21 protein-coding genes are annotated in these 22,191 nt (G+C 35.7%); 12 read left to right on the plus strand and 9 right to left on the minus strand.

Annotated features, from left to right (window positions below; all coding sequences use genetic code 11):
- Nucleotides 1–3 precede the first annotated feature (3 nt).
- Entirely contained in the window at nucleotides 4–177 is a 174-nt protein-coding gene (locus tag LUA86_RS02315; RefSeq protein WP_231458933.1) for a hypothetical protein, read from the minus strand.
- A 267-nt stretch (nucleotides 178–444) separates the two neighbouring features.
- Between LUA86_RS02315 and LUA86_RS02320 the strand changes: the two genes are divergently transcribed.
- Both LUA86_RS02320 and LUA86_RS02325 read left to right on the plus strand, forming a co-directional pair.
- Nucleotides 445–1,476: a sensor histidine kinase gene (locus LUA86_RS02320; protein WP_231458934.1), complete on the plus strand. Its 1,032-nt coding sequence runs from the start codon at nucleotides 445–447 to the stop codon at nucleotides 1,474–1,476.
- A 60-nt stretch (nucleotides 1,477–1,536) separates the two neighbouring features.
- Complete coding sequence (locus LUA86_RS02325; protein WP_231458935.1) at nucleotides 1,537–2,286, plus strand: LytTR family DNA-binding domain-containing protein; 750 nt, start codon at nucleotides 1,537–1,539, stop codon at nucleotides 2,284–2,286.
- A 93-nt stretch (nucleotides 2,287–2,379) separates the two neighbouring features.
- Here the strand turns inward: LUA86_RS02325 and LUA86_RS02330 are convergent, their stop codons facing one another.
- The 3 genes from LUA86_RS02330 to LUA86_RS02340 all read right to left on the minus strand — a co-directional run bounded on the left by LUA86_RS02330 (nucleotide 2,380) and on the right by LUA86_RS02340 (nucleotide 6,320).
- Nucleotides 2,380–3,126: a 1-acyl-sn-glycerol-3-phosphate acyltransferase gene (locus tag LUA86_RS02330; protein WP_231458937.1), complete on the minus strand. Its 747-nt coding sequence runs from the start codon at nucleotides 3,124–3,126 to the stop codon at nucleotides 2,380–2,382.
- Between the two features lie 53 nt (nucleotides 3,127–3,179).
- Nucleotides 3,180–3,734: an NUDIX hydrolase gene (locus LUA86_RS02335; RefSeq protein WP_231458939.1), complete on the minus strand. Its 555-nt coding sequence runs from the start codon at nucleotides 3,732–3,734 to the stop codon at nucleotides 3,180–3,182.
- A 93-nt stretch (nucleotides 3,735–3,827) separates the two neighbouring features.
- Nucleotides 3,828–6,320, minus strand: a complete 2,493-nt coding sequence (locus LUA86_RS02340) for an outer membrane beta-barrel family protein (RefSeq protein WP_231458940.1) — start codon at nucleotides 6,318–6,320, stop codon at nucleotides 3,828–3,830.
- A gap of 206 nt (nucleotides 6,321–6,526) precedes the next feature.
- Between LUA86_RS02340 and LUA86_RS02345 the strand changes: the two genes are divergently transcribed.
- Nucleotides 6,527–7,462 (plus strand): NAD(P)-dependent oxidoreductase, encoded by a 936-nt coding sequence (locus LUA86_RS02345; protein WP_231458945.1) that lies wholly within the window; start codon nucleotides 6,527–6,529, stop codon nucleotides 7,460–7,462.
- Here LUA86_RS02345 and LUA86_RS02350 read toward each other — a convergent pair.
- Complete coding sequence (locus LUA86_RS02350; RefSeq protein WP_231458947.1) at nucleotides 7,452–7,874, minus strand: DUF6157 family protein; 423 nt, start codon at nucleotides 7,872–7,874, stop codon at nucleotides 7,452–7,454. The genes LUA86_RS02345 and LUA86_RS02350 overlap by 11 nt on opposite strands.
- Nucleotides 7,875–8,022: 148 nt before the next feature.
- Between LUA86_RS02350 and LUA86_RS02355 the strand changes: the two genes are divergently transcribed.
- The 3 genes from LUA86_RS02355 (at nucleotide 8,023) to LUA86_RS02365 (ending at nucleotide 9,646) form a co-directional block, all read left to right on the plus strand.
- The gene (locus LUA86_RS02355; protein WP_231458948.1) at nucleotides 8,023–8,499 is read left to right on the plus strand and encodes an OsmC family protein; all 477 of its coding nucleotides are present in this window, start codon (nucleotides 8,023–8,025) and stop codon (nucleotides 8,497–8,499) included.
- A gap of 173 nt (nucleotides 8,500–8,672) precedes the next feature.
- The gene (greA, locus tag LUA86_RS02360) at nucleotides 8,673–9,146 is read left to right on the plus strand and encodes a transcription elongation factor GreA (RefSeq protein WP_010603520.1); all 474 of its coding nucleotides are present in this window, start codon (nucleotides 8,673–8,675) and stop codon (nucleotides 9,144–9,146) included.
- Nucleotides 9,147–9,247: 101 nt separating this feature from the next.
- Nucleotides 9,248–9,646: an HIT family protein gene (locus LUA86_RS02365; protein ID WP_231458950.1), complete on the plus strand. Its 399-nt coding sequence runs from the start codon at nucleotides 9,248–9,250 to the stop codon at nucleotides 9,644–9,646.
- A gap of 1 nt (nucleotide 9,647) precedes the next feature.
- Here the strand turns inward: LUA86_RS02365 and LUA86_RS02370 are convergent, their stop codons facing one another.
- The 3 genes from LUA86_RS02370 to LUA86_RS02380 form a co-directional block, all read right to left on the minus strand.
- Nucleotides 9,648–10,538, minus strand: a complete 891-nt coding sequence (locus LUA86_RS02370) for a pirin family protein (RefSeq protein ID WP_231458951.1) — start codon at nucleotides 10,536–10,538, stop codon at nucleotides 9,648–9,650.
- Between the two features lie 115 nt (nucleotides 10,539–10,653).
- Nucleotides 10,654–11,754: an NADH:flavin oxidoreductase gene (locus tag LUA86_RS02375; protein ID WP_231458952.1), complete on the minus strand. Its 1,101-nt coding sequence runs from the start codon at nucleotides 11,752–11,754 to the stop codon at nucleotides 10,654–10,656.
- A gap of 12 nt (nucleotides 11,755–11,766) precedes the next feature.
- Complete coding sequence (locus tag LUA86_RS02380; protein WP_231458953.1) at nucleotides 11,767–12,069, minus strand: helix-turn-helix transcriptional regulator; 303 nt, start codon at nucleotides 12,067–12,069, stop codon at nucleotides 11,767–11,769.
- Between the two features lie 172 nt (nucleotides 12,070–12,241).
- Between LUA86_RS02380 and LUA86_RS02385 the strand changes: the two genes are divergently transcribed.
- The 6 genes from LUA86_RS02385 (at nucleotide 12,242) to LUA86_RS02410 (ending at nucleotide 21,591) form a co-directional block, all read left to right on the plus strand.
- Complete coding sequence (locus LUA86_RS02385) at nucleotides 12,242–12,820, plus strand: RNA polymerase sigma factor (RefSeq protein WP_231458955.1); 579 nt, start codon at nucleotides 12,242–12,244, stop codon at nucleotides 12,818–12,820.
- Nucleotides 12,821–12,953: 133 nt separating this feature from the next.
- Nucleotides 12,954–14,126 (plus strand): FecR family protein, encoded by a 1,173-nt coding sequence (locus tag LUA86_RS02390; protein ID WP_231458956.1) that lies wholly within the window; start codon nucleotides 12,954–12,956, stop codon nucleotides 14,124–14,126.
- 215 nt (nucleotides 14,127–14,341) lie between these two features.
- On the plus strand, nucleotides 14,342–17,698 hold the full coding sequence (locus LUA86_RS02395; protein WP_231458957.1) for a TonB-dependent receptor: 3,357 nt from the start codon (nucleotides 14,342–14,344) through the stop codon (nucleotides 17,696–17,698).
- A 12-nt stretch (nucleotides 17,699–17,710) separates the two neighbouring features.
- Nucleotides 17,711–19,219 carry a RagB/SusD family nutrient uptake outer membrane protein gene (locus LUA86_RS02400; protein ID WP_231458958.1) on the plus strand — a complete coding sequence of 503 codons (1,509 nt, stop codon included), beginning with the start codon at nucleotides 17,711–17,713 and terminating at the stop codon, nucleotides 19,217–19,219.
- An 11-nt stretch (nucleotides 19,220–19,230) separates the two neighbouring features.
- A complete protein-coding gene (locus LUA86_RS02405; RefSeq protein WP_231458959.1) occupies nucleotides 19,231–20,652 on the plus strand; it encodes a PKD domain-containing protein in 1,422 nt (473 codons plus the stop codon).
- 66 nt (nucleotides 20,653–20,718) lie between these two features.
- Nucleotides 20,719–21,591: a family 16 glycosylhydrolase gene (locus LUA86_RS02410; protein WP_231458960.1), complete on the plus strand. Its 873-nt coding sequence runs from the start codon at nucleotides 20,719–20,721 to the stop codon at nucleotides 21,589–21,591.
- Between the two features lie 188 nt (nucleotides 21,592–21,779).
- Here the strand turns inward: LUA86_RS02410 and LUA86_RS02415 are convergent, their stop codons facing one another.
- Nucleotides 21,780–22,154: a hypothetical protein gene (locus LUA86_RS02415; protein ID WP_231458961.1), complete on the minus strand. Its 375-nt coding sequence runs from the start codon at nucleotides 22,152–22,154 to the stop codon at nucleotides 21,780–21,782.
- Nucleotides 22,155–22,191 lie beyond the last annotated feature (37 nt).

Genomic DNA, 22,191 nt, shown 5'->3' on the forward strand with positions numbered 1-22,191 from the left:
TTCCTATTTAAAAATAGCAGTAGCTTGTTTTACAATTGAACCAGAAGTTTTTGCTGGCTTTACAACCACTTCTTCGGTGTTGTTTTGGTTGGTGTTTATGGTAAGTGTAAATACCATCATCATAAAAACTGGTAGTAATAAAAGTAAAAATGGCGATGTGTTGGCTAACTTTTTCATAATAGGTTTATTTATAGTTATAATCGTTTCGTTTTGATAGTTCAAAGAAACAGAAGAAAAACAGGGTGCTAAAATCTATTATACCAAGTGTTAAAGATTATAGATGAACAGGTGATTTTGGCGTTGGTCGATAAATTTTGCCCGATAAGCCGTTGGTAGAAAAAAAATGCCCGTTGGTAGATTGTGTAATTAAATACAAGTTTCTTTATTTATTTTGGGGGATGATTTATTGTAAGCCAAAAAGCTTGCATTTCTGTTTTTATTAATATGAAGAAAAGTAAAGCACCATTAATACTAAATTCTATTTTTTGGGGGATAATCTCAATTTTTGTCATTTCGACAGTGCTTATGCAACCAGAGAAAATTACAATGAAAGATTATTTTCTTTCTATTGGTGTTTTTGGTCTGCTTAACGTATCTATATTTTACATCAATTATATTTTTCTAATACCTGAATTTGTTAAAAAGCGGAAAAAATATTGGGTTTATATTCTTTTGTTTGTAGTAACAATAATAGCTGTAGTATTGGTAAAAACAGTAATAGCAGTATTAAATCCGATAGAGATTTTACATTACGTAATGGATGGGAAACTTAAAGAACGTTCTGTTAATGAGTTTGTCATAGTTAGTTGTTTTGTTGCAGGTTTTTTTCTTGTAAGTAGCGGAATTGTACGTTTTATGGTAGATTGGTTTGATAGTGAACGTGTTCAACGCAACCTCGAAAGCGAGCGCCGAGAAATGGAACTTCAGTTTTTAAAATCGCAATTAAACCCACATTTTCTGTTTAATTCGTTAAACAACATATACTCATTGGCTTATCAAAAATCAGATAAAACCGCTGATGCGATTATGAAGCTATCTGAAATTATGCGTTACATGATTTACGAGAGTAATACGCCAACAGTTGCCCTAAGTAAAGAAGTTGATTATTTAAAGAACTACATTGAATTACAAAAAATCAGGTTTAAAGATGGTGCTTTTATAGAGATGACTTTAAATGGCGAAATTGATGACCAGAAAATTGTGCCTTTGATGCTAATTTCTTTTGTAGAAAATGCTTTTAAACATGGCGTAGTTACTGATGCTAATGAGCCAGTGAAAATTGATATTATCGCCAATCAAAAGATTTTGCACTTTAGTGTAATCAACAAAAAAAATAATCAAAATAAAGATGCGCAGGGTGGTGTTGGCTTGCCAAATGTTGAGCGTAGATTACAGCTTATTTATCCGGATAGATATAAATTAAATGTTGTAAATTCGCCTACACACTATACCTGCGAGTTAATGATTGATATCTAAAACCAAAGAAATCTCTAATTATTTATCAAAAAATTACAAGCAAATAAATTATTACCTAAGATGAACTTGAACTGTATTATTGTAGATGATGAACCACTAGCACTCGATATTTTAGAGGATTATATTTCAAAAGTACCTTTTTTAACGCTTACTAAAAGGTGCGAAAATCCGATTGAGGCTTTACAAATTGTTCAGGCTGGAGGTATAGATTTGGTTTTTCTTGATATTCAAATGCCAGAACTTACAGGGATACAGTTTTTAAAAATCGCAGGGAATAAATGTCATTTCATTTTAACAACTGCGTATCCTCAATATGCCTTAGAGAGCTATGATTTGAATGTTTCTGATTATTTGCTGAAACCCATCGCATTCGATCGTTTTTATAAAGCGGTAGAAAAAGTTCATAACCAGATGAAGCCCGCAGAAGTGAGTCCACCGCAAATTCAGCCTTTAATAACACCTGCGCCATTTTCAGGTTCTCCAAATCCAATACAGGATTTTATTTTTGTAAAAACGGAACATAAAATTCAAAAAATATATCTTCACGATATTTTATACATAGAAGGATTGAAGGATTACATTTCTATTTTTACTAAAGAGGAGCGTATCATTACCCTTCAAAGTATGAAAAAAATGGAAGAAGCTTTACCTGATAGTCAGTTTATCCGTGTTCATAAATCTTATATTGTTGCCATAGATAAAATTGAAAGCATTGAAAGAAGCAGGATTACCATTAACAAAAAAATTATCCCGGTAGGAGATACCTATAGAGATGAGTTTTTTAAAGTAATTGGAAATAAAAACATTTAGAGGATGTATGATTGATAAGGGAAGATTGATGATGGGAAACGGTTTTGCGGAATTAATTGTTTGTTTTAACCAATTATCTGAACAACCAGTAAACTAATCAAGTACTTTCTGATTCAATACTTTTCTGATTTCAGTCTCCACTTCCAGCGTTATTTCATTTGCGGTTTTTTCGCCTGGTTCGATAGGTTTTAAAACGGTCCACCTTAAAGCGTGGCCAGTCGTTAAAGGAAACATGCCAAAGCGTACAATTTTCCAAGAATTTTCTATTGCAATTGGAACAACCAAAGCATTTGGTACCACTTTCAGTAAAGTTGCAACGCCACCAAATTGAAAGGTTTTTACCTGGCCATCTTTAGCTCTTGTGCCTTCCGGAAATATAACTGTACTCCAGTTATTATCTTTCATTCTACGGCCTAGTTTAATAATTTCAGAAATTGCCTGCTTATTATCTTTCCTGTCGATGTTTGCACCACCACCTAAACGTAAGTTTATAGAAATGGATGGAATCCCTTTTGCTAGTTCAATTTTGGAAATAAATTTAGCATGATATTTTCTCAGGAACCAAATTAACGATGGAATATCATACATGCTTTGGTGGTTTGCGGCAAAAATTATCGGCCTATCAGTAGGCAGGTTCTGTGTATTTTTAAAGCTGATGGAATTAAAAAGGAAAATCTGGCAATATGTTAAAAAGAAATTTAACACATCAACAGATAATTTATGCGCTTTATATCCGCCAAATTTGTAGCAAAGCCATTGAATTGGGTGGAAAATGCAAAGGCTTAACGCGAAGAAAAAATAAAAAATTGGGCTAAGTATATAACCAAAAAGTTTGCTCATTTGGGCTTAAAAATTTTAGCAAATATAAAAATTAGATTTTATACCATTCAACACTATAAATCGCCAGTCATAAACATCAGCTTTGCTTTTAAAATTGCCGCTACGCTCATCGAATCTGTTATTTCTCCATGCTTAACCATTTGGTATGCCTCTTCAAAAGGCAATTTTTTTATTACCAACTCTTCAGTTTCTTCTGGCATAGCAATACCCTGAATCAAATCTGTTGCGATATAAATAATGCTTATTTCATCGCTTACCGAATTAGATAGGTGCATACGCTGAATTTCTTTCCAGTTTCTGGCACTCATTCCGGTTTCTTCTAATAATTCCCTTTGCGCACTTTTTAGCGGTTCTTCACCCAGCGGGCCACCACCTTCGGGGATTTCCCAACTGTAAGCTTTTAAAGGATAACGGTATTGCCCGACTAGCCAGGTGTTTTGGTCTTCATCCAAAGGTAAAATGCCAATAGCTAAATTTTTGAAATGAACTTCACCATAAATTCCTGCTCCGCCCGTCGGATTTATAACCTGATGTTCAGTTACACTAATCCAGTTGTTATCATACTTTAATTCACTTTGCAGCGTTTGCCAGGGATTGATTTCTTCCATAACTGCAAGATATAAAATGTGCAGATTTGTTAAGAATAAACTGCATAAAAAAGGCGTTCCGAATTATAGAAACGCCTGTAAGTTATTTATTGTTTAAAAAGAACCCTCATCAGGTCTGCTTTCTTGTTGCTCTTCTTTTTTATTCTTCTTCGTACTGTTAAACAAAGTTTTTCCGAAACGGTAAGAGAATGTTAAGTTACCCATTGTGCCTTGCATACGGCGTTGAAAATCAATCAGCGTAAAATTATCATCGGTTGTCATGCTCCATCTTCTGGTGTTAAACATATCTCTGATATTTAAGCTTAAAGATGCTTTTTTATTAGGGAAATCATATTTTGCACCACCATCAATACCATACATTGAGTTACGTTTACCTTGTGCCATTACTTCTGGTGCACGATAATCTCCACGAAACTGGAATGATAAATTTTTAATGGCAGTTATGTTTGCAGTTAAGTTTGCATTCCAGCTAAAGCCACTTCTATCCTGAATGCCGTATCTGGCGTCGCCTTCAATTTTCTGCTGATAAAGGTTTACGTTACTGGTAAAGTTTAATGCTTTAATTAAATCGAAACGACCAATTAACTCTAAACCACTATTTAACTGACGGGTTAAGTTTTGAGGCGTAGTGGTTATAATTCCATTCGCATCGGGCACACTTCTAACCCTTTGAATTACATCATTAGTTTGACGGAAATATAAGCTTGATGTTAAAGTAACTTTTTTCCAATATTTATTGTAGCCTAACTCGAATGAATGCACATCCTCTGGCAATAAATTAGGGTTACCGGCTCTGTAGTTTAATGGGTCAGAAACATCAAGAAACGGGTTTGTATCCCACGGGCGTGGACGGTTTACTCTACGTGTATAACTTAACTGTACCTGTTGTTCGTTCTTTAATTTCTGCGAAACAAAAACACTTGGGTATAATCTTTTATAATGGATATTGCCTTCGCTGTTTGTTAGTACGTTTCCATTGTAACCTTCTAAATAAGTATCTAAACGGGCATCTTCTGCTCTTAAACCTAATTGGTAACCAAAATCTTTAATTTGATTTTGATAGTTTAAATATAAAGCATGAACCTGATCTTTACTGCTGAAGGTATTGATCAGTTTATTGTTTCTAACGAAAATGTTGGTGTTCGTTAGTATCGAATCTGCATCCTGAGTATTATCTCCTAAACGAATCTGACTGCGGTAACCTGTTTCTATTTTACCGGCTTTACCAACTGGCAAAGTATAATCTGCTTGCACATTGTAGTTTGTATTATCTCCGGTATTAAAAATTCTTTGCAAACTTGGGTTAATGTTTACCGCATTGCCATTTATATTGGTAAAAGTAGTACTGTAATCCTGATCGTTATTATTTGTACCCGAAGAATAGCCAAAGTTAAAAGTTAACTCCTCTTTAGGCTTTGCAAATTTTTGCGAATAATCTAAATTTAAATCATAGCTATTTCCGCTACCGAGGTTATTATTTAGTCTGTTGCTTAATAAAACAGGATTTAAATTTCTACCTAACTGTCTGATATCAACAAATTCATCTCTATCATTTTCTCTCGAATTGAAACCTCCGGATAAACTTACCACGCTTTTTGGTGCTAAGTAATAATCAAGTCCGGCTTTAACGTTATGCCCCTTATCTAAAGAATTTGATGTTGTAGTTTGATTTGCAAATGCAGTTGAGCCAGTACTTTGTTTATAGGTAATATCTTGAAAGCCACCACCTAAACGATTTCCGTAACGGTAGCTGTAATTTCCATAAAGGTTAACCTTACTATTTTGAAAACTAAGGTTTGTATTTCCGTTGTAATTATCTCGGTTACCGGCACTTACTGCAACTGAACCATTAAAACCAAGTTTGGTGTTTTTCTTAAGTACAATGTTGATAATACCAGCCTGGCCTTCTGCATCGTATTTTGATGATGGATTGGTAATTAATTCAACACTTTCTATAGAACTTGCAGGGATAGATGCTAAAATTTGAGATACATTTCCGCCGGCAATTAACGATGGTTTTCCATCAATTAAAACCCGCACACCAGATGAACCACGTAAGCTTACATTACCATCAATATCAGTTGATACTGACGGTACATTAGCCAATAAATCTGTAGCCGAACCGCCTTCGCTTACTAAACTTTGATCTACAGAGAATACTTTTTTATCAATACCCATCTGCATAGCTGCTTTTTGGGCAGTAACTGTAACGTCTTTTAATACTGTACCAGCTGCGGCATTCATTTTAATATCGCCAAAATTTAGCGTTCCGGTAGCATCAGTTATCGTGATGTTATCCCTAACCATTGTTTGGTAGCCAACAAAACTCACTCTGAAAGTGTAGCTTCCGTTTGCTAAGTCAGGCATGGTAAATTTACCATCAATATCTGTTTGTGCTAATTTTGCATTTGCTTTAGTTTCCTTATTTACTAAAACGGCAGTTGCAAAAGCAATAGGTTCTTGTGTTTTGGCGTCTTTTAATACCCCGATGATTTTTGCTTTACCACCGGTTTGTGCAAATAAACTAAAGGAAGTGAAAAGTAAAAAAAAGGTGATTTTTATCGCTTTGTAATGTAGAAGTCTCATTAAATTTTTAAAGTTTTTGTTAATTTTCTTAAAGATTGACAAAGAAACGGCAAGGAAGTTTAAAACAAGTGCCGTAACTATTTTATTACAGCGCTTTAAGGGTAATATTTTTGTGGTCTTAGCCTAAACCTTTTAGTATTTATTAAAATTAAATTTTACTGTTAGATTTAATCTGCAAGTGAGTTTAATGTTACTTTTGCCATATCATGAGTAAAAAAATATTAATTGTTGATGATTTGCATCCTGCATTTAAGGAACAGGCTTTAAAGTTGGGTTATTTGGTAGATGACGAACCTTTAATTACACGTGCCGAAACTTTGGCAAAGATTAAAGATTATGATGGTATCGCCGTACGTACCAAATTTAGAATTGATGCAGAATTGTTTGCAGCCGCATCTAAACTTAAATTTGTAGCTCGTGCAGGTGCCGGTTTGGATAATATCGATGATAAAATTGCTTTTGAAAAAAATATCAGGCTTATAAATGCACCAGAGGGAAATTGTGACGCTGTTGGCGAGCATACAGTTGGTTTACTTTTATCCTTGATGAATAATTTCAGAAATGCCGACATTCAAATCAGAAACGGTATTTGGGATAGGGAAGGAAACCGCGGTTATGAATTGAAAGGCAAAAAAGTTGGGATAATTGGCTATGGTTTTATGGGGCAAAGTTTCGCAAAAAAGTTAGCTGGTTTTGAGGTTGATGTTATGGCTTACGACAAATACAAAACCGGATTTTCTGATGCTTTCGCACGTGAGGTGAGCATGGAAGAAATTGTTAAACATGCTGATGTATTGAGTTTACACATTCCCTTAACAACAGAAACCAAACAAATGGTTGACGATGAATATTTCTTCCATTTTAAAAAACCAATATTTTTTATAAATACGGCTCGTGGAGAAATTGCCAAAGTATCGGCCATATTAAATGCAGTAAATAGTGGCAAAATTTTAGGCGCTGGTTTGGATGTTTTAGAAACAGAAAAATTTCCTGCATTAGCAGAGCAAAACTGGTATAGCGATTTAAAACTACACGATAGAGTTATTTTAACGCCGCATGTTGGCGGATGGACTTTCGATTCTTATCGTAAAATATCTGAAGTGCTGGCCGAGAAATTAATTGCCATCGATTCTACTTTTTAGCAGAACGCATTGCCTTAATTTTTTTGATGTTGTTGTCGGCTAAAAATTGCTGATACTCTTTGGTTTCCATACCAAAAAGAGCAATTTTACCTTCGTTATTTGCATGTAAACCAAAGCCATATTGCTTGGTTAATGGAGAGGCTCTGAAACAAGCCTGACCTTTTGAAAAGAATTTTACTTTTGCATCATTTTCTTCTTCTTTCGAAATATCACTTCGCTCTATAAATACATTGAATAAAACATCATCGGATGTGTATTTGTAAGGATTTTTTGCAATTATCTCAAATTGAATTTCTGCAATAGTTTTATCCTTTCCTTTTGCTTTAGGGTGGCTTCCTGAAATCGCTTTACTATCTTCAGCAATTTCTATAAATGTATTGTAGTAGTTTGTGCTGTGTAATTTATCTTTCATGGCTATCTGTTTTTATGAACTTTCTAGATTTTTCAAATTACTGATTTCAGGCAATTTTTAATAATAAATTTGCTATGCTTTCAATTTATCCATGTGTTTATCAATCTTAAATTCTTAAATTGGCAATACAATTCTAACTAATTATATCATGCCGAAAGAACATCAATATTCTACAACTGTAACATGGACTGGCAATAAAGGCTCAGGTACGATGGATTATCGCTCGTACGATCGCGATTATCTCATCTCCGTAAAAGGTAAAACTGATATTTCAGGTTCTTCAGATTCTGCCTTTTTAGGCGATAAATCGAAACACAATCCCGAAGATTTATTATTAGCCTCCATTTCGAGCTGCCACATGCTTTGGTATTTGCACTTATGCTCTAAAAACGAAATTGTAGTTATCGATTATAATGATAATGCTGTTGGAATAATGGAAGAATCGGCAGATGGCGGCGGTAAGTTTAAGGAAGTAACACTGAACCCAGCTGTACTGATTGCAGATAAAGCACATATAGAACTGGCTGAAACATTACACAAAGAGGCTAATAAAATGTGTTACATTGCAAATTCACTCAATTTTCCGGTTAAACATCAAGCACAAACCAAGGCTGAGAATGGCTAATTGTTATAATTTTTTTTTTTGAAAATTGTCAAAACTTTAAAATCATAATGATTTATTTGCTTTTGTAATTTAAGCATTTTATCTTCGTTATAATTGAAGCAAGACTATGTAGCAAAACCAACTACATAGTCTTGTTTGTTTTTTATAGGCTTTACAACAAAATTAATTGAGCAATGACAGAGGTAACGTATTACACACAAGAAGGATTAGATAAATTGAAAGAGGAAGTTCATTATCTAACAACTACGGGCCGTCAGCTAATATCAAAAGCAATTGCTGAGGCGAGAGATAAAGGGGATTTATCTGAGAATGCGGAGTATGACGCAGCAAAGGAAGCTCAGGGCTTACATGAAGCTAAAATAGCAAAACTAAAAAACACATTGGCTAATGCCCGTCTTATTGATGAGTCTAAATTAGATTTATCAAAGGTTTTGGCATTATCTATCGTTAAAATAAAAAATGTAAAAAACGGTGCAACCATGACTTATCAGTTGGTTGCAGAAAGCGAAGCTGATTTAAAAACCGGAAAAATTTCAGTTAAATCTCCTATTGCACAAGGCTTACTGGGCAAATCTGTTGGCGAATTTGCCGAAATAGAAGTGCCTGCAGGCAAAATGCAATTCGAAGTTTTAGAAATTTCACGTTAAGATAAAAGGCGGAGGAACTACTCCGCCTATCAAACCTTACACTTTCCACTTTAAACCTTACACTTTCCACTTTAAACTTTCCACTTTAAACTTTCCAACACATGTCTATCTTTTCAAAAATCGTTTCAGGAGAAATTAGTGCGCACGTTGTAGCAGAAACTGTAGAGTATTTAGCTTTTTTAGATATTCAGCCTTTAACTGCCGGACATGTTTTGGTGATTCCAAAAATAGAAACCGACTATATTTTTGATATGGAAGAAGATTTATATGTTGGTATGTGGATGTTCGCAAAAATTGTTGCCAAGGGCGTTAAAGAAGCCTTTCCTTGCAAAAAAGTTGGTGTATCCGTTATTGGATTAGAAGTTCCACACGCACATATTCATTTAATTCCGATGAATAATGTTAGCGATATGAACTTCAGCAAAGAAAAGCTTAAACCAACTGAGGAAGAACTTGCCGATGCTGCTCAGAAAATAAGAGAAGCTTTGTTAGAACAATAACTTAGCGTTTAATAAATTTGCTTTGGTCGGGTAGGGGAACAAATCCTGTTTCACCCGGTACAGGTTTGTAGCTTTGATTTAGCCATTTCGTTTTGGCTTCTTCTATCAGCTGCTTATCCGTAGCTACGAAATTCCAATACATAAAGCGTTCTTCCGGAAATGGTGTTCCGCCAAATATGTAAACTGTAGTATTTTCGTTCATATCGAATTCGCAAAGTGTTGCATCATTTGCAATTAAAATATTTTTTGGCTCAAAAATATTTCCATCACTTTCAACAGACCCTTCTAAAATATACAGCGCACTTTCTCCGAATAAATCTTTACCAATATTTACCTTTTGCTTAGCTGTACTTTTAATCTCGATAAAATAAAGCGGACTGTAAACCGGCACTGGTGATTTGTGGCCAAATGCCTCGCCCGCTATTAATTTAAAACTCAATCCATCTTTTTCCCAATGGGGGATGTCTTTTTCTTCCGCATGGAAAAATTCAGGATCCATTTGTTCCAGTTCTTTAGGTAAGGCAACCCATATTTGTAAGCCGTGTAATACTTTATCTGTAGTTCTTAAATATTCAGGCGTTCTTTCAGAATGTACAATTCCGCTACCTGATGTCATCCAGTTTACCTGCCCCGGCTTAATCACTATATTGGTTCCTAAGCTATCGCGGTGTGTAATTTCTCCCTCAAATAAAAAGGTTAAGGTAGATAAACCGATGTGCGGATGTGGCGCAACATCTAAATTCTCATGATCGTTCATCGCCGCTGGCCCCATGTGATCAATAAATGAAAATGGACCAACCATTCTTTTTTCGCGAAATGGAAGTAAGCGGCCAACCATAAAGTTGCCAATATTTGCCGGGCGTTCTTCTATAATCAATTTAATGTTCGACATGAGATGGGTTTTTACGATGTGAATTTAATTAAAACTTTACAAAAAAAGCGAAGTATGAAGTATCTTGCTGATGGCTTCATACTTCGCTTTACGAAGTTCTAAACTATTTATCAACTTACACCAGTTCTGCTAAAGCTTCTTTTGTAAAGCCTTTAAGCTCATCAGTTTTATCGTTTTTAATTTTTTCTACCCAGTTTGGATCAGCCAAAAGCGGTCGGCCAACTGCAACTAAATCAAAATCACCTCTATCCATTCTGCGAACTAATTCATCAAGCGAACTTGGTTGTGAACTTTGACCTGCAAATGCACCAAAGAAATCTCCGTCTAAACCAACAGAGCCAACTGTAATTGTTGCTTTTCCGGTTAATTTTTTAGCCCATCCAGCAAAATTTAAGTCAGAACCTTCAAATTCCGGTTCCCAGAAACGGCGTTGCGAGCAATGGAAAATATCGATTCCTGCATCTGCAAGTGGCGTTAACCATTGCTCCATCTCGTTTTCGTTTTTGGCTAATTTAAAGTCGTAAGCTGCGGGTTTAAACTGAGATAAACGGATGATTAAAGCGAAATCTTCACCTACTCTTTTGCGTACCTCTTTTATTACTTCTACAGCAAATCTACTTCGTTCTGCCAATGTTTTGCCACCGTAAATATCTGTGCGGTTATTTGTAGCGTCCCAAAAAAACTGATCAATTAAGTATTGATGGGCACCATGAATTTCAACTGTTTCAAAACCTAATGCTTTTGCATCTGCTGCTGCTTGCCCAAAAGCGGCAATGGTATCAGCAATTGCCGAATCGGTCATTGCAATGCCGTTTTCAAAACCCGGACTGTTAAAACTCGAAGGGCCTTCAAATGGAGCGCTTGGCAGCCAGCCTGATGCATGATTAGCCGAAATGCCCTGGTGCCAGATTTGTGGTCCCATTTGTCCGCCATTAGCATGAACATCATTAATTACTTTTTGCCAACCAGCTAATGCATTCTCGCCATAAAAATGAGGAATGTTAGGATCGGCAGATGATGATGGACGGTTAATTACTGTACCTTCTGAAAGAATTAAACCAACTTCTCCTGCGGCTCTTTTTGCATAATATGCGGCAACATCCTTAGTTGGAACGCCATCTGGCGAGAAAGATCTCGTCATTGGAGCCATCACAATTCTATTTTTAATATTTAAAGTTTTAAGGCTAAAAGGCCTAAATAAACTATCTGTATTCATTTTATTTTATTTTTAAAGTTCTGAATTAAAAATTTTAGCTAATTCTTCTATACCTACCTGATTGCGTTTATAATACGTCCATTGGCCAATTCGCGTTGCGCATACCAAATCTGCCCTTTGCAAAATAGAAAGGTACTCGGAAATTGTACTTTGAGATAAACCAGCTTTATTTTGAATTTGACCAACACAAACCCCGATGTTTTCGAAATCGGCATTGGGCTGTTCGTTAAAATGTATTGCAGGCTCTTTTAACCAGTTTAAAATTTGTAAACGGGTTTTGTTAGAAAGTGCCTTAAATATTTCTACCTGATCCATAACACAAAGGTATATCGGTTTTTCCCGATATGCCAATATAATTTATAAGATTACAAATCTATGTTTAAGGTTATAATACGAGCTTATAAATCGATTAAACAAAATATGCTTTGTTAAAATATTTAGAATTTAACTCAAACTATTGCTTACATTCGTTAATCATTCTAACCAAATGGCTAACTATAAATTATTCACAGACAACGAACTTTTCGAACTGATTCAGCTTAGAGATAAAGCTGCCTTTGAGGAAATATACGAGCGTTTTAACGGTTTGTTGTTTATTTATGCCTTTAAATTGGTTACGGATAAAGAAGATGCGAGAGATATTGTTCAAGAGATATTTGTTTATTTATGGAGCAATCAAAACATTAAAATTAAGTCTCAGTTATCATCATATTTATATACGGCAATACGCTACAAAGTTTTCGATTGGTTAGATAAGAATAAGTCAAAATCAAACTATTTACTTTCGTTAGGCGATTTTGCTGAACAAGGAAATTGCATCACCGAAGATTACCTTCGTGAAAAGGAATTTGCATCGATAATTGAGAAAGAAGTAAGTTTATTGCCGCCAAAAATGAGGCAAATTTTTGAGATGAGCCGTCAGCAACATCTATCGCAAAAAGAAATTGCTCAACTACTTCATCTATCTGATAAAACCGTAAAAAAACAAATGAGCAATGCCTTAAAAGTTTTGCGTTTAAAGCTAACTTCATTAATTTCAATTGCATTCTTATTATTTTTAAGATAGTTTTTTAATTCATAATAGCCCTTTCATCGGCTCCCATGCCACATTTTAAAAAAATTTAAAAAAATATTTTATTTTATCTACTACCTAAGGGCCTTGTATCCTACATGTATTTAATAGCCAAATATATTTAGTGATGAATAAAGCTGAAGTTGAAAAACTTTTAGAAAAATATCGGGATGGACTTTGTACCGAGCAAGAAATTGCTTTGATAGAATCGTGGCATCTTCAAGAAATTTCAAGAAAAAAATCTGATTTAAGCCAGGATGATATCAGTGAAGCCAGGAATAAAATATGGCAATCCATTGAAGTGCAAACAGATTTAAAATCAACACCAAATTATAAATTGTGGATTAAAGTTGCTGCGGCAGCTGTTGTGCTATTTTTTATTGGTTTTGTAATTAAAACTCAAGTCACAAAATCTTTTAAAGAAAACGAATTTGTTAACAATAAGTTAGAAGGGATTAAGCCTGGTGGTAACAAGGCTACATTGACTTTGGCTGATGGTTCTAAAATTTCGTTAACCGATGCTACAAACGGTATTATTGCAAAGCAAGCTGGGATTAACATCACTAAAACACGTAATGGAGAATTAATTTATACCGTATCATCTCAACCTAACAATAAATCAAATAATTTATTCAATACAATAGAAACGCCCCGCGGCGGTCAATATCAAATCAATTTGCCCGATGGTACAAAGGTTTGGTTAAATGCAGAATCTTCCTTAAAATATCCAACAAGTTTTAGTAATGCTGAGCGCATTGTGGAGCTCAAAGGCGAGGCCTATTTTGAGGTGGCGAAATTGGCCAATAAAAATGGCGTTCGTGTTCCTTTTAAAGTGAATAGTGAAATTGGTATTGGCAAAAATCAACAGGTTGAGGTTTTAGGAACACATTTTAATATCAATGCTTATGCAAATGAACCCAATAACAAAACAACTTTATTGGAGGGTAGCGTAAGGGTTTTAAATTTGAATTCTACTGCTGCTAATATTTTAAAACCTGGTCAGCAATCAACCATTTCGCCATCATCTACATTCGTTATGGTTAGAAATGTTGATGCCGAAGATGCTATCGCATGGAAAGATGGTTTTTTCAGTTTTAACGATGAGAACCTGCAAACAATCATGAATAAGATTTCTCGCTGGTACAATGTAGATATCGATTATCGGGGAGCAAAAATGGATAAACTTTTTGGGGGAAAAATTTCTCGTTTTAATAGTGTGAACGAAGTTTTGGAAACATTACAAGCTACAGGCGATGTTCATTTTAAGATAGAAGAAAGGAGGATTTTAGTTATGCCTTAAACTTATACTTTTTTCGTCATTTATGATGGTGTTAGAATACAGCATAGCTAAAAAAAACCGGAAGCGCGGCAACGCTCCCGGAGTACATCAGGGCTTTATTCTAATCGTAAAATTGTGAGATACAACTATTAATAAACCTAATAACCAAATATATGAATTTTTATACTGAATGGTTTCCCAATCCAAAGGGGCGCCTATCTAAATTTTTGTTGATTATGAAATTGACTTTTGTCTTATTAATCACTACGTTTCTTCAAATCAGTTACGGTGCCAAAGCGCAAAATGTAACGCTCTCAGAAAAAAACACCCAACTGCTAAAAATTTTTCGGAAGTTGAATAAAAGTGTTGGTTTTAGTTTTTTATACAACACCGATCTTTTAAAAGAAGCAAAGCCAGTAACCATCGATGTAAAAAACATTGATATTAACGAAGCTTTAATACAAATTTTTAAGGAACAGCCACTTGGCTATACCATTAAGAATAACACAATAATTATCCACAAGAAAGCATTAAACGGCTCGCCGTTATTAATGCGCAGCTATGCCGATATAAAGGGTAAAGTTGTAGATGAAACCGGCGCACCCATGGTTGGTGCAAGTGTTAAGGTTAAAGGTTCAAATCAAGGAACCATGACTGATGTTAATGGTGCATTTACATTAAAAACGGTAGAAGACAACGCAATTATTGTGGTGTCTTATATTGGTTACGAAAGTAAAGAAGTGGCGGCAACATCTGCAACTGCCATATCAGTACAAATGGTACCGCAAGCGGGAGTTTTGGCCGATGCTGTAGTTATTGGTTATGGAACACAAAAGAAAAGTGTGGTAACCGGTGCGATATCTCAGGTAAAGGCAACTGATTTAGAGAATATGCCTGTTGTACGTGTAGAGCAATCTTTACAAGGCAGAACTTCAGGTTTAACCATAACAACCTCTTCCGGTCAGCCAGGTGAAGGTGCAACATTGCGTATACGTGGTACAACTTCAATTAATAACAGTGAAGCCTTGTATATTGTTGATGGGGTGCAAGTTGGTGGTGGTATTGATTACCTAAATCAGGCAGATATCGAATCTATCGAAGTGTTAAAAGATGCTGCTTCGGGTGCTATATATGGTGCCAGAGCCGCAAATGGTGTTATCATTATTACTACAAAAAAAGGGAGTAAAAATGGAAGAATGGCGGTTAATTACAATACCTATTTAGGTACACAGGCGCCTTCTCGCAAATTAGATTTGTTAAACGCTACGCAGTATGCAACCATTTATAATGAGGCAGAATATGCCCGTAACCCGGCTTTAACAACGCCAAGGTTTCCAAATCCAAAATCATTAGGCGAAGGAACAGATTGGCAGGCTGCTGTTTTTAATAATGATGCAAGAATCCAAAATCATGAATTAAGTATTAGCGGAGGTAATGATAAATCTACCTATTACAGCTCTTTTGGATATTTTGATCAGGATGGAATTGTAGCCACAAGCAACTCTAATTATAAAAGATTTACGGCTAGATTTAACTCAGAACATCAGTTAACCAAGGCCATAAAGTTTGGCCAAACTATTGGTTATACCAGGGTAAATTCTGTTGGTGTTGGTACCAATACAGAATATGGTTCTCCACTTAACAGGGCAATTAATATCGACCCAATTACACCGATAATTGAGACAGACCCGGCAAAATACGGTGCTGCTCCATACATCGGTAATCCGGTTGTTAGAAATGAAGCTGGTTTTCCATACGGAATTTCACAATATGCTCAATCTGAAATTTTAAATCCGATAGCAGCTTTACAAGTGGCTCAAGGCAAAGGCTGGTCTGATAAAGTAGTTGCCAATGCATTTGTTGAAGCAGAAATTATTAAAGGTTTAAAAGTACGTTCTCAAGGCGGCGTAGACTTAGCTTTTTGGGGTAGCGAAGGCTTTACACCAATTTATTATTTAAATTCAATAAACCAGACTACCATAACATCTTATAACAGAAATTCTAATAGAGGATTATTTTATTCTTTAGAGAATACCATCAGTTATAATAAACAAATTGCCAAACATAATGTAACCGGTTTAATTGGCTATTCTTTCCAAAAGAACAGAGGTGAAACCCAAGGCGGTACAAAAGATGGTATTCCGGTTAATAACATAAAAGATGCTTCCTTACAATTTCCGGTTTCAAGAGCGAATGATGTTTTCTACGGTGGAGAATACCTAAACACATTAAATTCTGCTTTTGCCAGATTAACTTATAATTATGATGAAAAATATCTTTTAACAGGTATTATCAGAAGAGATGGTTCATCCCGTTTCGGTCCAAATAACAAATTCGGATATTTCCCTTCAGCATCAGTTGGATGGGTAGCAAGTAGAGAAGATTTCTTTCCAAAAAACGATTATGTAACCTTCTTAAAATTTAGAGGATCTTACGGTGTTGTTGGTAACGATAATATTGGAGACTTTAGGTATTTATCTACTGTTAGTGGTGGCAGAAACTACACTTTAGGTACTTCGGCAGGTTTAAATAATGGGGTTAGTCCGGATGCGCTTTCAAACCCTGATTTAAAATGGGAGCAAACATCATCAACAGATATCGGTGTTGATATGAATTTATTCGGAAACTTTACCCTTACCGCAGATTGGTACAAGAAAAAAACATCAGGTATGTTGTTGCAAATTGCTGTACCAGGTTATGTAGGTAATGCAGGCCCAATCGGTAACATAGCCGATTTATCTAACAAAGGCTTTGAATTGGAACTTGGTTACAATAAAAGATTTGGCGATTTATCTGTAAAAGTTAATGCAAATGGTGCCTTTGTAAAAAATAATATCGATTATTTGGGCGATGATAAAGAATATCTTGGTGGCCAAACGGTAACTCCTCAAGCTTTAGAAATAACCCGTACAAAAGTGGGTTACTCAATTGGCTCTTTTTATGGATACAGAAGTGATGGTTTATTTCAAAATCAAGCGCAAATAAATAATTATAAAAATCAGGGTGGCTCGTTAATTCAGCCAAATGCTAAACCTGGTGATATTAAATTTATTGATTTGAATGGCGATGGACAAATAAATAACGATGACCGCGAAATTATTGGTAACCCAACGCCAAATTTCACCTATGGTATGAACATCAATTTAGCCTACAAAGGCTTTGATTTAGTTGCTTTAGGTCAGGGCGTTTCGGGCAATCAAATCTTTAATGCATTAAGAAGATTCGATTTACCAACAGCTAACTATACTACTGCAATTTTAAACAGATGGACCGGAGAAGGAACCAGTAATTCTATCCCACGTGTTACGTTGGATGATGCAAATCAAAATTACAGTCGCGTATCTAGCATATTTTTAGAAAGTGGTTCTTATTTCCGCATAAAAACGCTTCAGATTGGCTATAGTTTACCAAAAAATCTAATTAAAAAAGCTGGGTTGGATAAGCTAAGATTTTATGTAATGGCTAATAACCTGGTAACTTTTACAAAATATACAGGTTACGACCCGGAAATTGGTGGCGGTAGTTATGGTGTAGATCGTGGTTTCTATCCACAGGCAAGAACTTTCTTCGCCGGTTTAAATGTTGGTTTCTAATTAGTAAGAAAAATGAACAATAAAAAATTTAAAGGCTTAACGGCAATAGTTGCCTTAATGCTAATTTTTGTATCGTGTAAGAAAGAGTATTTAGAATTAACACCCAGAGGTACTGCTTTAGAAGATAATTTTTATAAAAATGAAAACGAGGTAATGCAGGGTGTTATTTCGGTATATGATGTAATACAATGGGGCACAACAGGTGGATATACAATGAAAATGCCGCTTTTAAGTGCTGCATCTGATGATTGTTTTGCGGGTGGAAGTAGTGCATCTGACCAACCAAATTGGGTTGCATATGATAATTTTAATATGAACTCCGGCCTTGGTCCGCAGATAGGTTTGTGGAATAAAAGTTACTCGGGGATAAACCGGGCAAACGTAATTTTAAGTAAAATAGATAAAGCTACATCACTAAATGCTGCTTTTAAAACAAGAGTTGTTGCTGAGGTGAAATTTTTAAGGGCTTATTTCTATTTCGACTTGGTAAGGTGGTTTGGTAATGTTCCGTTAATAACAAAAGTTTTAGAAACTAATGAACTTTACGACAGAACTCAATCAACACCAGCACAAATTTATGCACAAATCGAGAAGGATTTAAGAGAAGCGATTCCTGGTTTACCGAATACAATTTCTACAGCTGAGAAAGGTAGAATATCTCAAGGTGCTGCAAAAGCTCAATTGGGTAAAGTTTTATTGTATCAAAACGATAATACTAAATTAACAGAAGCTGCAACTTTATTTGAGGATGTAAATCGCGTTGGCAATGTTTACGGCTATACGCTACTTCCAAACTATGCAGATATATTCAGCCCTAACAATAAGTTCAATAGCGAATCTATTCTTGAAATTCCTCATTCAAGTAATTCTGCCTGGTCTGATTGGGGTTACATCAATGGCGGCGAGGGAAATGTTGCCCCACAGTTTGTGGGTATGGACGGATACAATGGCGATACATTCTCTAGCGGATGGGGCTTTTGTCCGGTAACGCTTGATTTAGTGGGTGTGATGAAAAACGATCCACGCTTTGCTGCAACTATTATAGATGGAGCGGCACTTAAAGCAAACGGAGGTACTTACAACGCCCGTTATCAAAACACTGATTATTTTATCAAAAAATATGCACCGTTAAAAGCTTTTCGTTCTGCAAGTGGTGTAGCTGAGCAAAACTGGCCGATGAATGAGATCGAAATTCGCCTTGCGGATACTTATCTAATGCAAGCCGAAGCCTTAGTAAGAAGCGGAGGTAATGCAACCAGGGCAAAAGAATTGCTTGATGCTGTAAGAGCGAGAGTTGGTTTAGCTTCTGTTCCGGCAACTTTAGATAATATTTACGCAGAGCGTAGATTGGAATTGGCTACAGAAGGACATCGCTTTTTCGATTTAGTAAGAACCGGCCGTGCGGTAGCTGTATTAGGCGCTCAGGGTTTTAAGGCCGGGAAGAGCGAATACCTTCCCATTCCATTAAATGAAATTGAAGTTACAAAAGGTAGCATCAAACAAAATCCGGGTTATAACTAATTTATAGTGAAATGAAATTACTTAAAAACAAAATAAAAGTATCAATCTTACTAAGTTTTAGCTTGCTACTTAGCTTTATGGTTTCTTGTAAAAAAACAGAAACAAGTAAAGATATAGGAATGCCTCCAACCGAGGCTCAGATTCAGTTTACTGCTGCTCCTACATCAACTAATCCAAATATAATTGCTTTTAAAAGCGCTTATAATGGTATTAATGCACATTGGGATTTCGGTAACGGTGCCAGCGCAGATGGTAATGATGTTCAGTCATCATACCCAATTGCCGGAACTTACACCGTAAAGCTAACCATACTTGCTGATGGAGGAACGGTTTCAACTACAAAAACGATTACCATTGCTTCAACAAATACAAGTATGTTAAGCGATCCGGCATATACCTTGCTTTCCGGAGGTATATCTAATACAGCAGGAAAAACATGGGTAATTGATCAAACTCAACCTGGGCACTTAGGTGTTGGCCCTATTACCTCGCAAGCTCCAGATTGGTATCAGGCAGGTCCAAATGAGAAGGCCGGATTAGGTTTTTATGATGATGAAATGACTTTTACAATGGGTTCTACATCGTTGAAATATACCTACGCTAATAACGGGACAACATTTGCAAATGCATCAAATGCCCCGGGAATTGGCGGCCCTGCCGGAAGTAATGATCCAACAGTTAATTACACACCGCCAACAAATTTAACATGGATATTAAATGATGTTAATGGAACCAAATACATCAATTTAAGCAGTACTGGTTTTGTATCTTACTACTTAGGTGTATCGTCATACCAAATTCTTTCACTTACAGCTGATGAAATGTGGTTAAGATGCTTAGACAAAGCAAATGCGGGTAATGCCTGGTATTTAAAATTAATTAGAAAAGGTTATGTCAGGCCAATTATTCCGCCGGTTCAAAAACCAATTCAGGCGGCTAACCTGTCAGATGATTTTCAGTTAAGCACAGGTATGGCATGGCTTACCGAAAATATGGATTTTAATAGAAACTATGATAATCCGGCCAGGTTCCCTGTAAATACATCTTCAAAAGTTGGTTATTACGAGAAAAGAAATGGCAATGATGGTCAATACGGAAATTTAAATATTACACTTCCTTATCGTTTTGATTTAACATCCAAAAACAAAATCAGACTTAAAGTATTTATCCCGGGAGGAAATGATTTTACTAAAGTTGCGCCAACCGTATCTGTTAAATTGCAAAATTCTTTGCTAGGTGGAAATGCATGGCAAACTCAGATCGAAATTGTTAAAACTATTACAAGCGCTCAATACAATACTTGGGTTCAATTAGAATTTGATTATGCTGCATCAGCTAGTCAAACTTTATATGATAAGATTGTAGTGCAGTTAGGTGGTGAAGGACACCCGAATCCAGGTATCTTCTATATCGATGATTTCGAATTTAAATAATATTTAAGCAGCAGTTTGAAAATAATTTCAACCTGCTGCTCTTTCAATTTTAAGACAACAAACTCCATGAAGTATTTTAAAAATCTGATTTTTGCAGCATTGGCATTCTCATCTTTTGGTTTAGCCGGATGCTCAAAAGGCTCTGGTGGTACTGATGACCCAGTATATATTCCTCCAGTTGTAACAGTTCCTGTTGATAAAAATTGGAGCTTCGAAACTTCACCTAGCTGGAGTGATGAATTTTCAAATACCGGGGCGCCATTATCTTCCAATTGGGATTACGATACCGGCGGTAGTGGTTGGGGTAATAACGAATTACAGTTTTATACCAACACCACTAATAACGCAAGTGTAGCCAATGGTATTTTAACCATTACTGCTAAAAAGGAAAATATGGGTGGTATGGGCTACACCTCATCTCGAATGGTTACCAGAGGTAAACTTGATGTGCTGTATGGTCGTTTTGAGATTAAGGCGAAATTACCAATGGGAAAAGGTACCTGGCCAGCCATTTGGATGTTGCCAACGGATAGAGCTTATGGAGAATGGCCAAAATCTGGAGAGATTGACATTATGGAGCATGTGGGTTATGATCAGGATAATGTTCATTTCACTACGCATACCGAAGCTTATTATTTTAAAATCAATACACAAAAAAGTAGCACAAAAAAGATTGATGGGGTTAGTAGTGCATTTCACACCTACCGGGTAGATTGGACACCCTATGCAATTAGGGGTTTTTTTGATGGGATACAGGTTTTTGAATTTGCTAATGAAGGTACCGGATATAAAGTTTGGCCTTTCGACAAAAAGTTTCATTTACTGCTAAATATTGCCGTTGGCGGAGATTGGGGTGGGGCACAAGGTATTGATGCTTCGATTTGGCCACAAACTATGGATGTAGATTATGTTCGATATTACAAGATGATTGATAAATAATTTTGGAAATTATGCTTTAAAGCCGCTAAGAAATTGGCGGCTTTTGTTTTTTAATTTGATATGCCAGCGTCTCCTAAAAAAAAGAAACGGGGATAAATCATACCGACCTATCCCCGTCATCTAAATTAACGCTCTCAGATATATAAACAACTATATCTGCTGTTTATTGTACGTTAGTTAAAATATTTTTATTTTTTTGCTGCAGTTTTCTTTGTAACTGCCTTTGGCTTTTTCTCTAAAGGCGCATCAGCATCTGCTTTTACTTTCTTTTTAGGCTTTTCTTCAACTGGTATTTCATTTACAGGTTCCGCTATTTTTGGCTCATCTTTTTGCTGCAAATAAATTGCAAGAATTTGCTTTAAATAAACTTCAGGCTTGGGCATATTAATAATTGTACCTGGTTCTTTATCTTGAGATTGCTTAATATATGCTGATTTAATTTTGCCCCAATCTTTCGAATAAAGTTTTATAAACATTTCCACGAATTGCTCATCAGTATATTTCTTTGCAAGCCTACCCAGTACTGCCTGTATTTTTTCTTCTTTTTTGTGTAATACCGCCATCGATTTTATTTTCCGCAAAGATAATCTAAAATATCAT

The organism is Pedobacter sp. Leaf132 (assembly GCF_920984695.1).
Lineage (GTDB): Bacteria > Bacteroidota > Bacteroidia > Sphingobacteriales > Sphingobacteriaceae > Pedobacter.

Coding starts and splice junctions, on each gene's coding strand:
- LUA86_RS02380 (WP_231458953.1), bottom strand. CDS start 12,069: ATGGATCAGGTAGAAATATTTAAGGCACTTTCTAACAAAACCCGTTTA.
- LUA86_RS02415 (WP_231458961.1), bottom strand. CDS start 22,154: ATGGCGGTATTACACAAAAAAGAAGAAAAAATACAGGCAGTACTGGGT.
- LUA86_RS02355 (WP_231458948.1), top strand. CDS start 8,023: ATGCCGAAAGAACATCAATATTCTACAACTGTAACATGGACTGGCAAT.
- LUA86_RS02335 (WP_231458939.1), bottom strand. CDS start 3,734: ATGGAAGAAATCAATCCCTGGCAAACGCTGCAAAGTGAATTAAAGTAT.
- LUA86_RS02395 (WP_231458957.1), top strand. CDS start 14,342: ATGAAATTGACTTTTGTCTTATTAATCACTACGTTTCTTCAAATCAGT.
- LUA86_RS02370 (WP_231458951.1), bottom strand. CDS start 10,538: ATGTCGAACATTAAATTGATTATAGAAGAACGCCCGGCAAATATTGGC.
- LUA86_RS02340 (WP_231458940.1), bottom strand. CDS start 6,320: ATGAGACTTCTACATTACAAAGCGATAAAAATCACCTTTTTTTTACTT.
- LUA86_RS02350 (WP_231458947.1), bottom strand. CDS start 7,874: ATGAAAGATAAATTACACAGCACAAACTACTACAATACATTTATAGAA.
- LUA86_RS02345 (WP_231458945.1), top strand. CDS start 6,527: ATGAGTAAAAAAATATTAATTGTTGATGATTTGCATCCTGCATTTAAG.
- LUA86_RS02400 (WP_231458958.1), top strand. CDS start 17,711: ATGAACAATAAAAAATTTAAAGGCTTAACGGCAATAGTTGCCTTAATG.
- greA (WP_010603520.1), top strand. CDS start 8,673: ATGACAGAGGTAACGTATTACACACAAGAAGGATTAGATAAATTGAAA.
- LUA86_RS02325 (WP_231458935.1), top strand. CDS start 1,537: ATGAACTTGAACTGTATTATTGTAGATGATGAACCACTAGCACTCGAT.
- LUA86_RS02365 (WP_231458950.1), top strand. CDS start 9,248: ATGTCTATCTTTTCAAAAATCGTTTCAGGAGAAATTAGTGCGCACGTT.
- LUA86_RS02390 (WP_231458956.1), top strand. CDS start 12,954: ATGAATAAAGCTGAAGTTGAAAAACTTTTAGAAAAATATCGGGATGGA.
- LUA86_RS02330 (WP_231458937.1), bottom strand. CDS start 3,126: ATGAGCAAACTTTTTGGTTATATACTTAGCCCAATTTTTTATTTTTTC.
- LUA86_RS02315 (WP_231458933.1), bottom strand. CDS start 177: ATGAAAAAGTTAGCCAACACATCGCCATTTTTACTTTTATTACTACCA.
- LUA86_RS02410 (WP_231458960.1), top strand. CDS start 20,719: ATGAAGTATTTTAAAAATCTGATTTTTGCAGCATTGGCATTCTCATCT.
- LUA86_RS02375 (WP_231458952.1), bottom strand. CDS start 11,754: ATGAATACAGATAGTTTATTTAGGCCTTTTAGCCTTAAAACTTTAAAT.
- LUA86_RS02405 (WP_231458959.1), top strand. CDS start 19,231: ATGAAATTACTTAAAAACAAAATAAAAGTATCAATCTTACTAAGTTTT.
- LUA86_RS02385 (WP_231458955.1), top strand. CDS start 12,242: ATGGCTAACTATAAATTATTCACAGACAACGAACTTTTCGAACTGATT.
- LUA86_RS02320 (WP_231458934.1), top strand. CDS start 445: ATGAAGAAAAGTAAAGCACCATTAATACTAAATTCTATTTTTTGGGGG.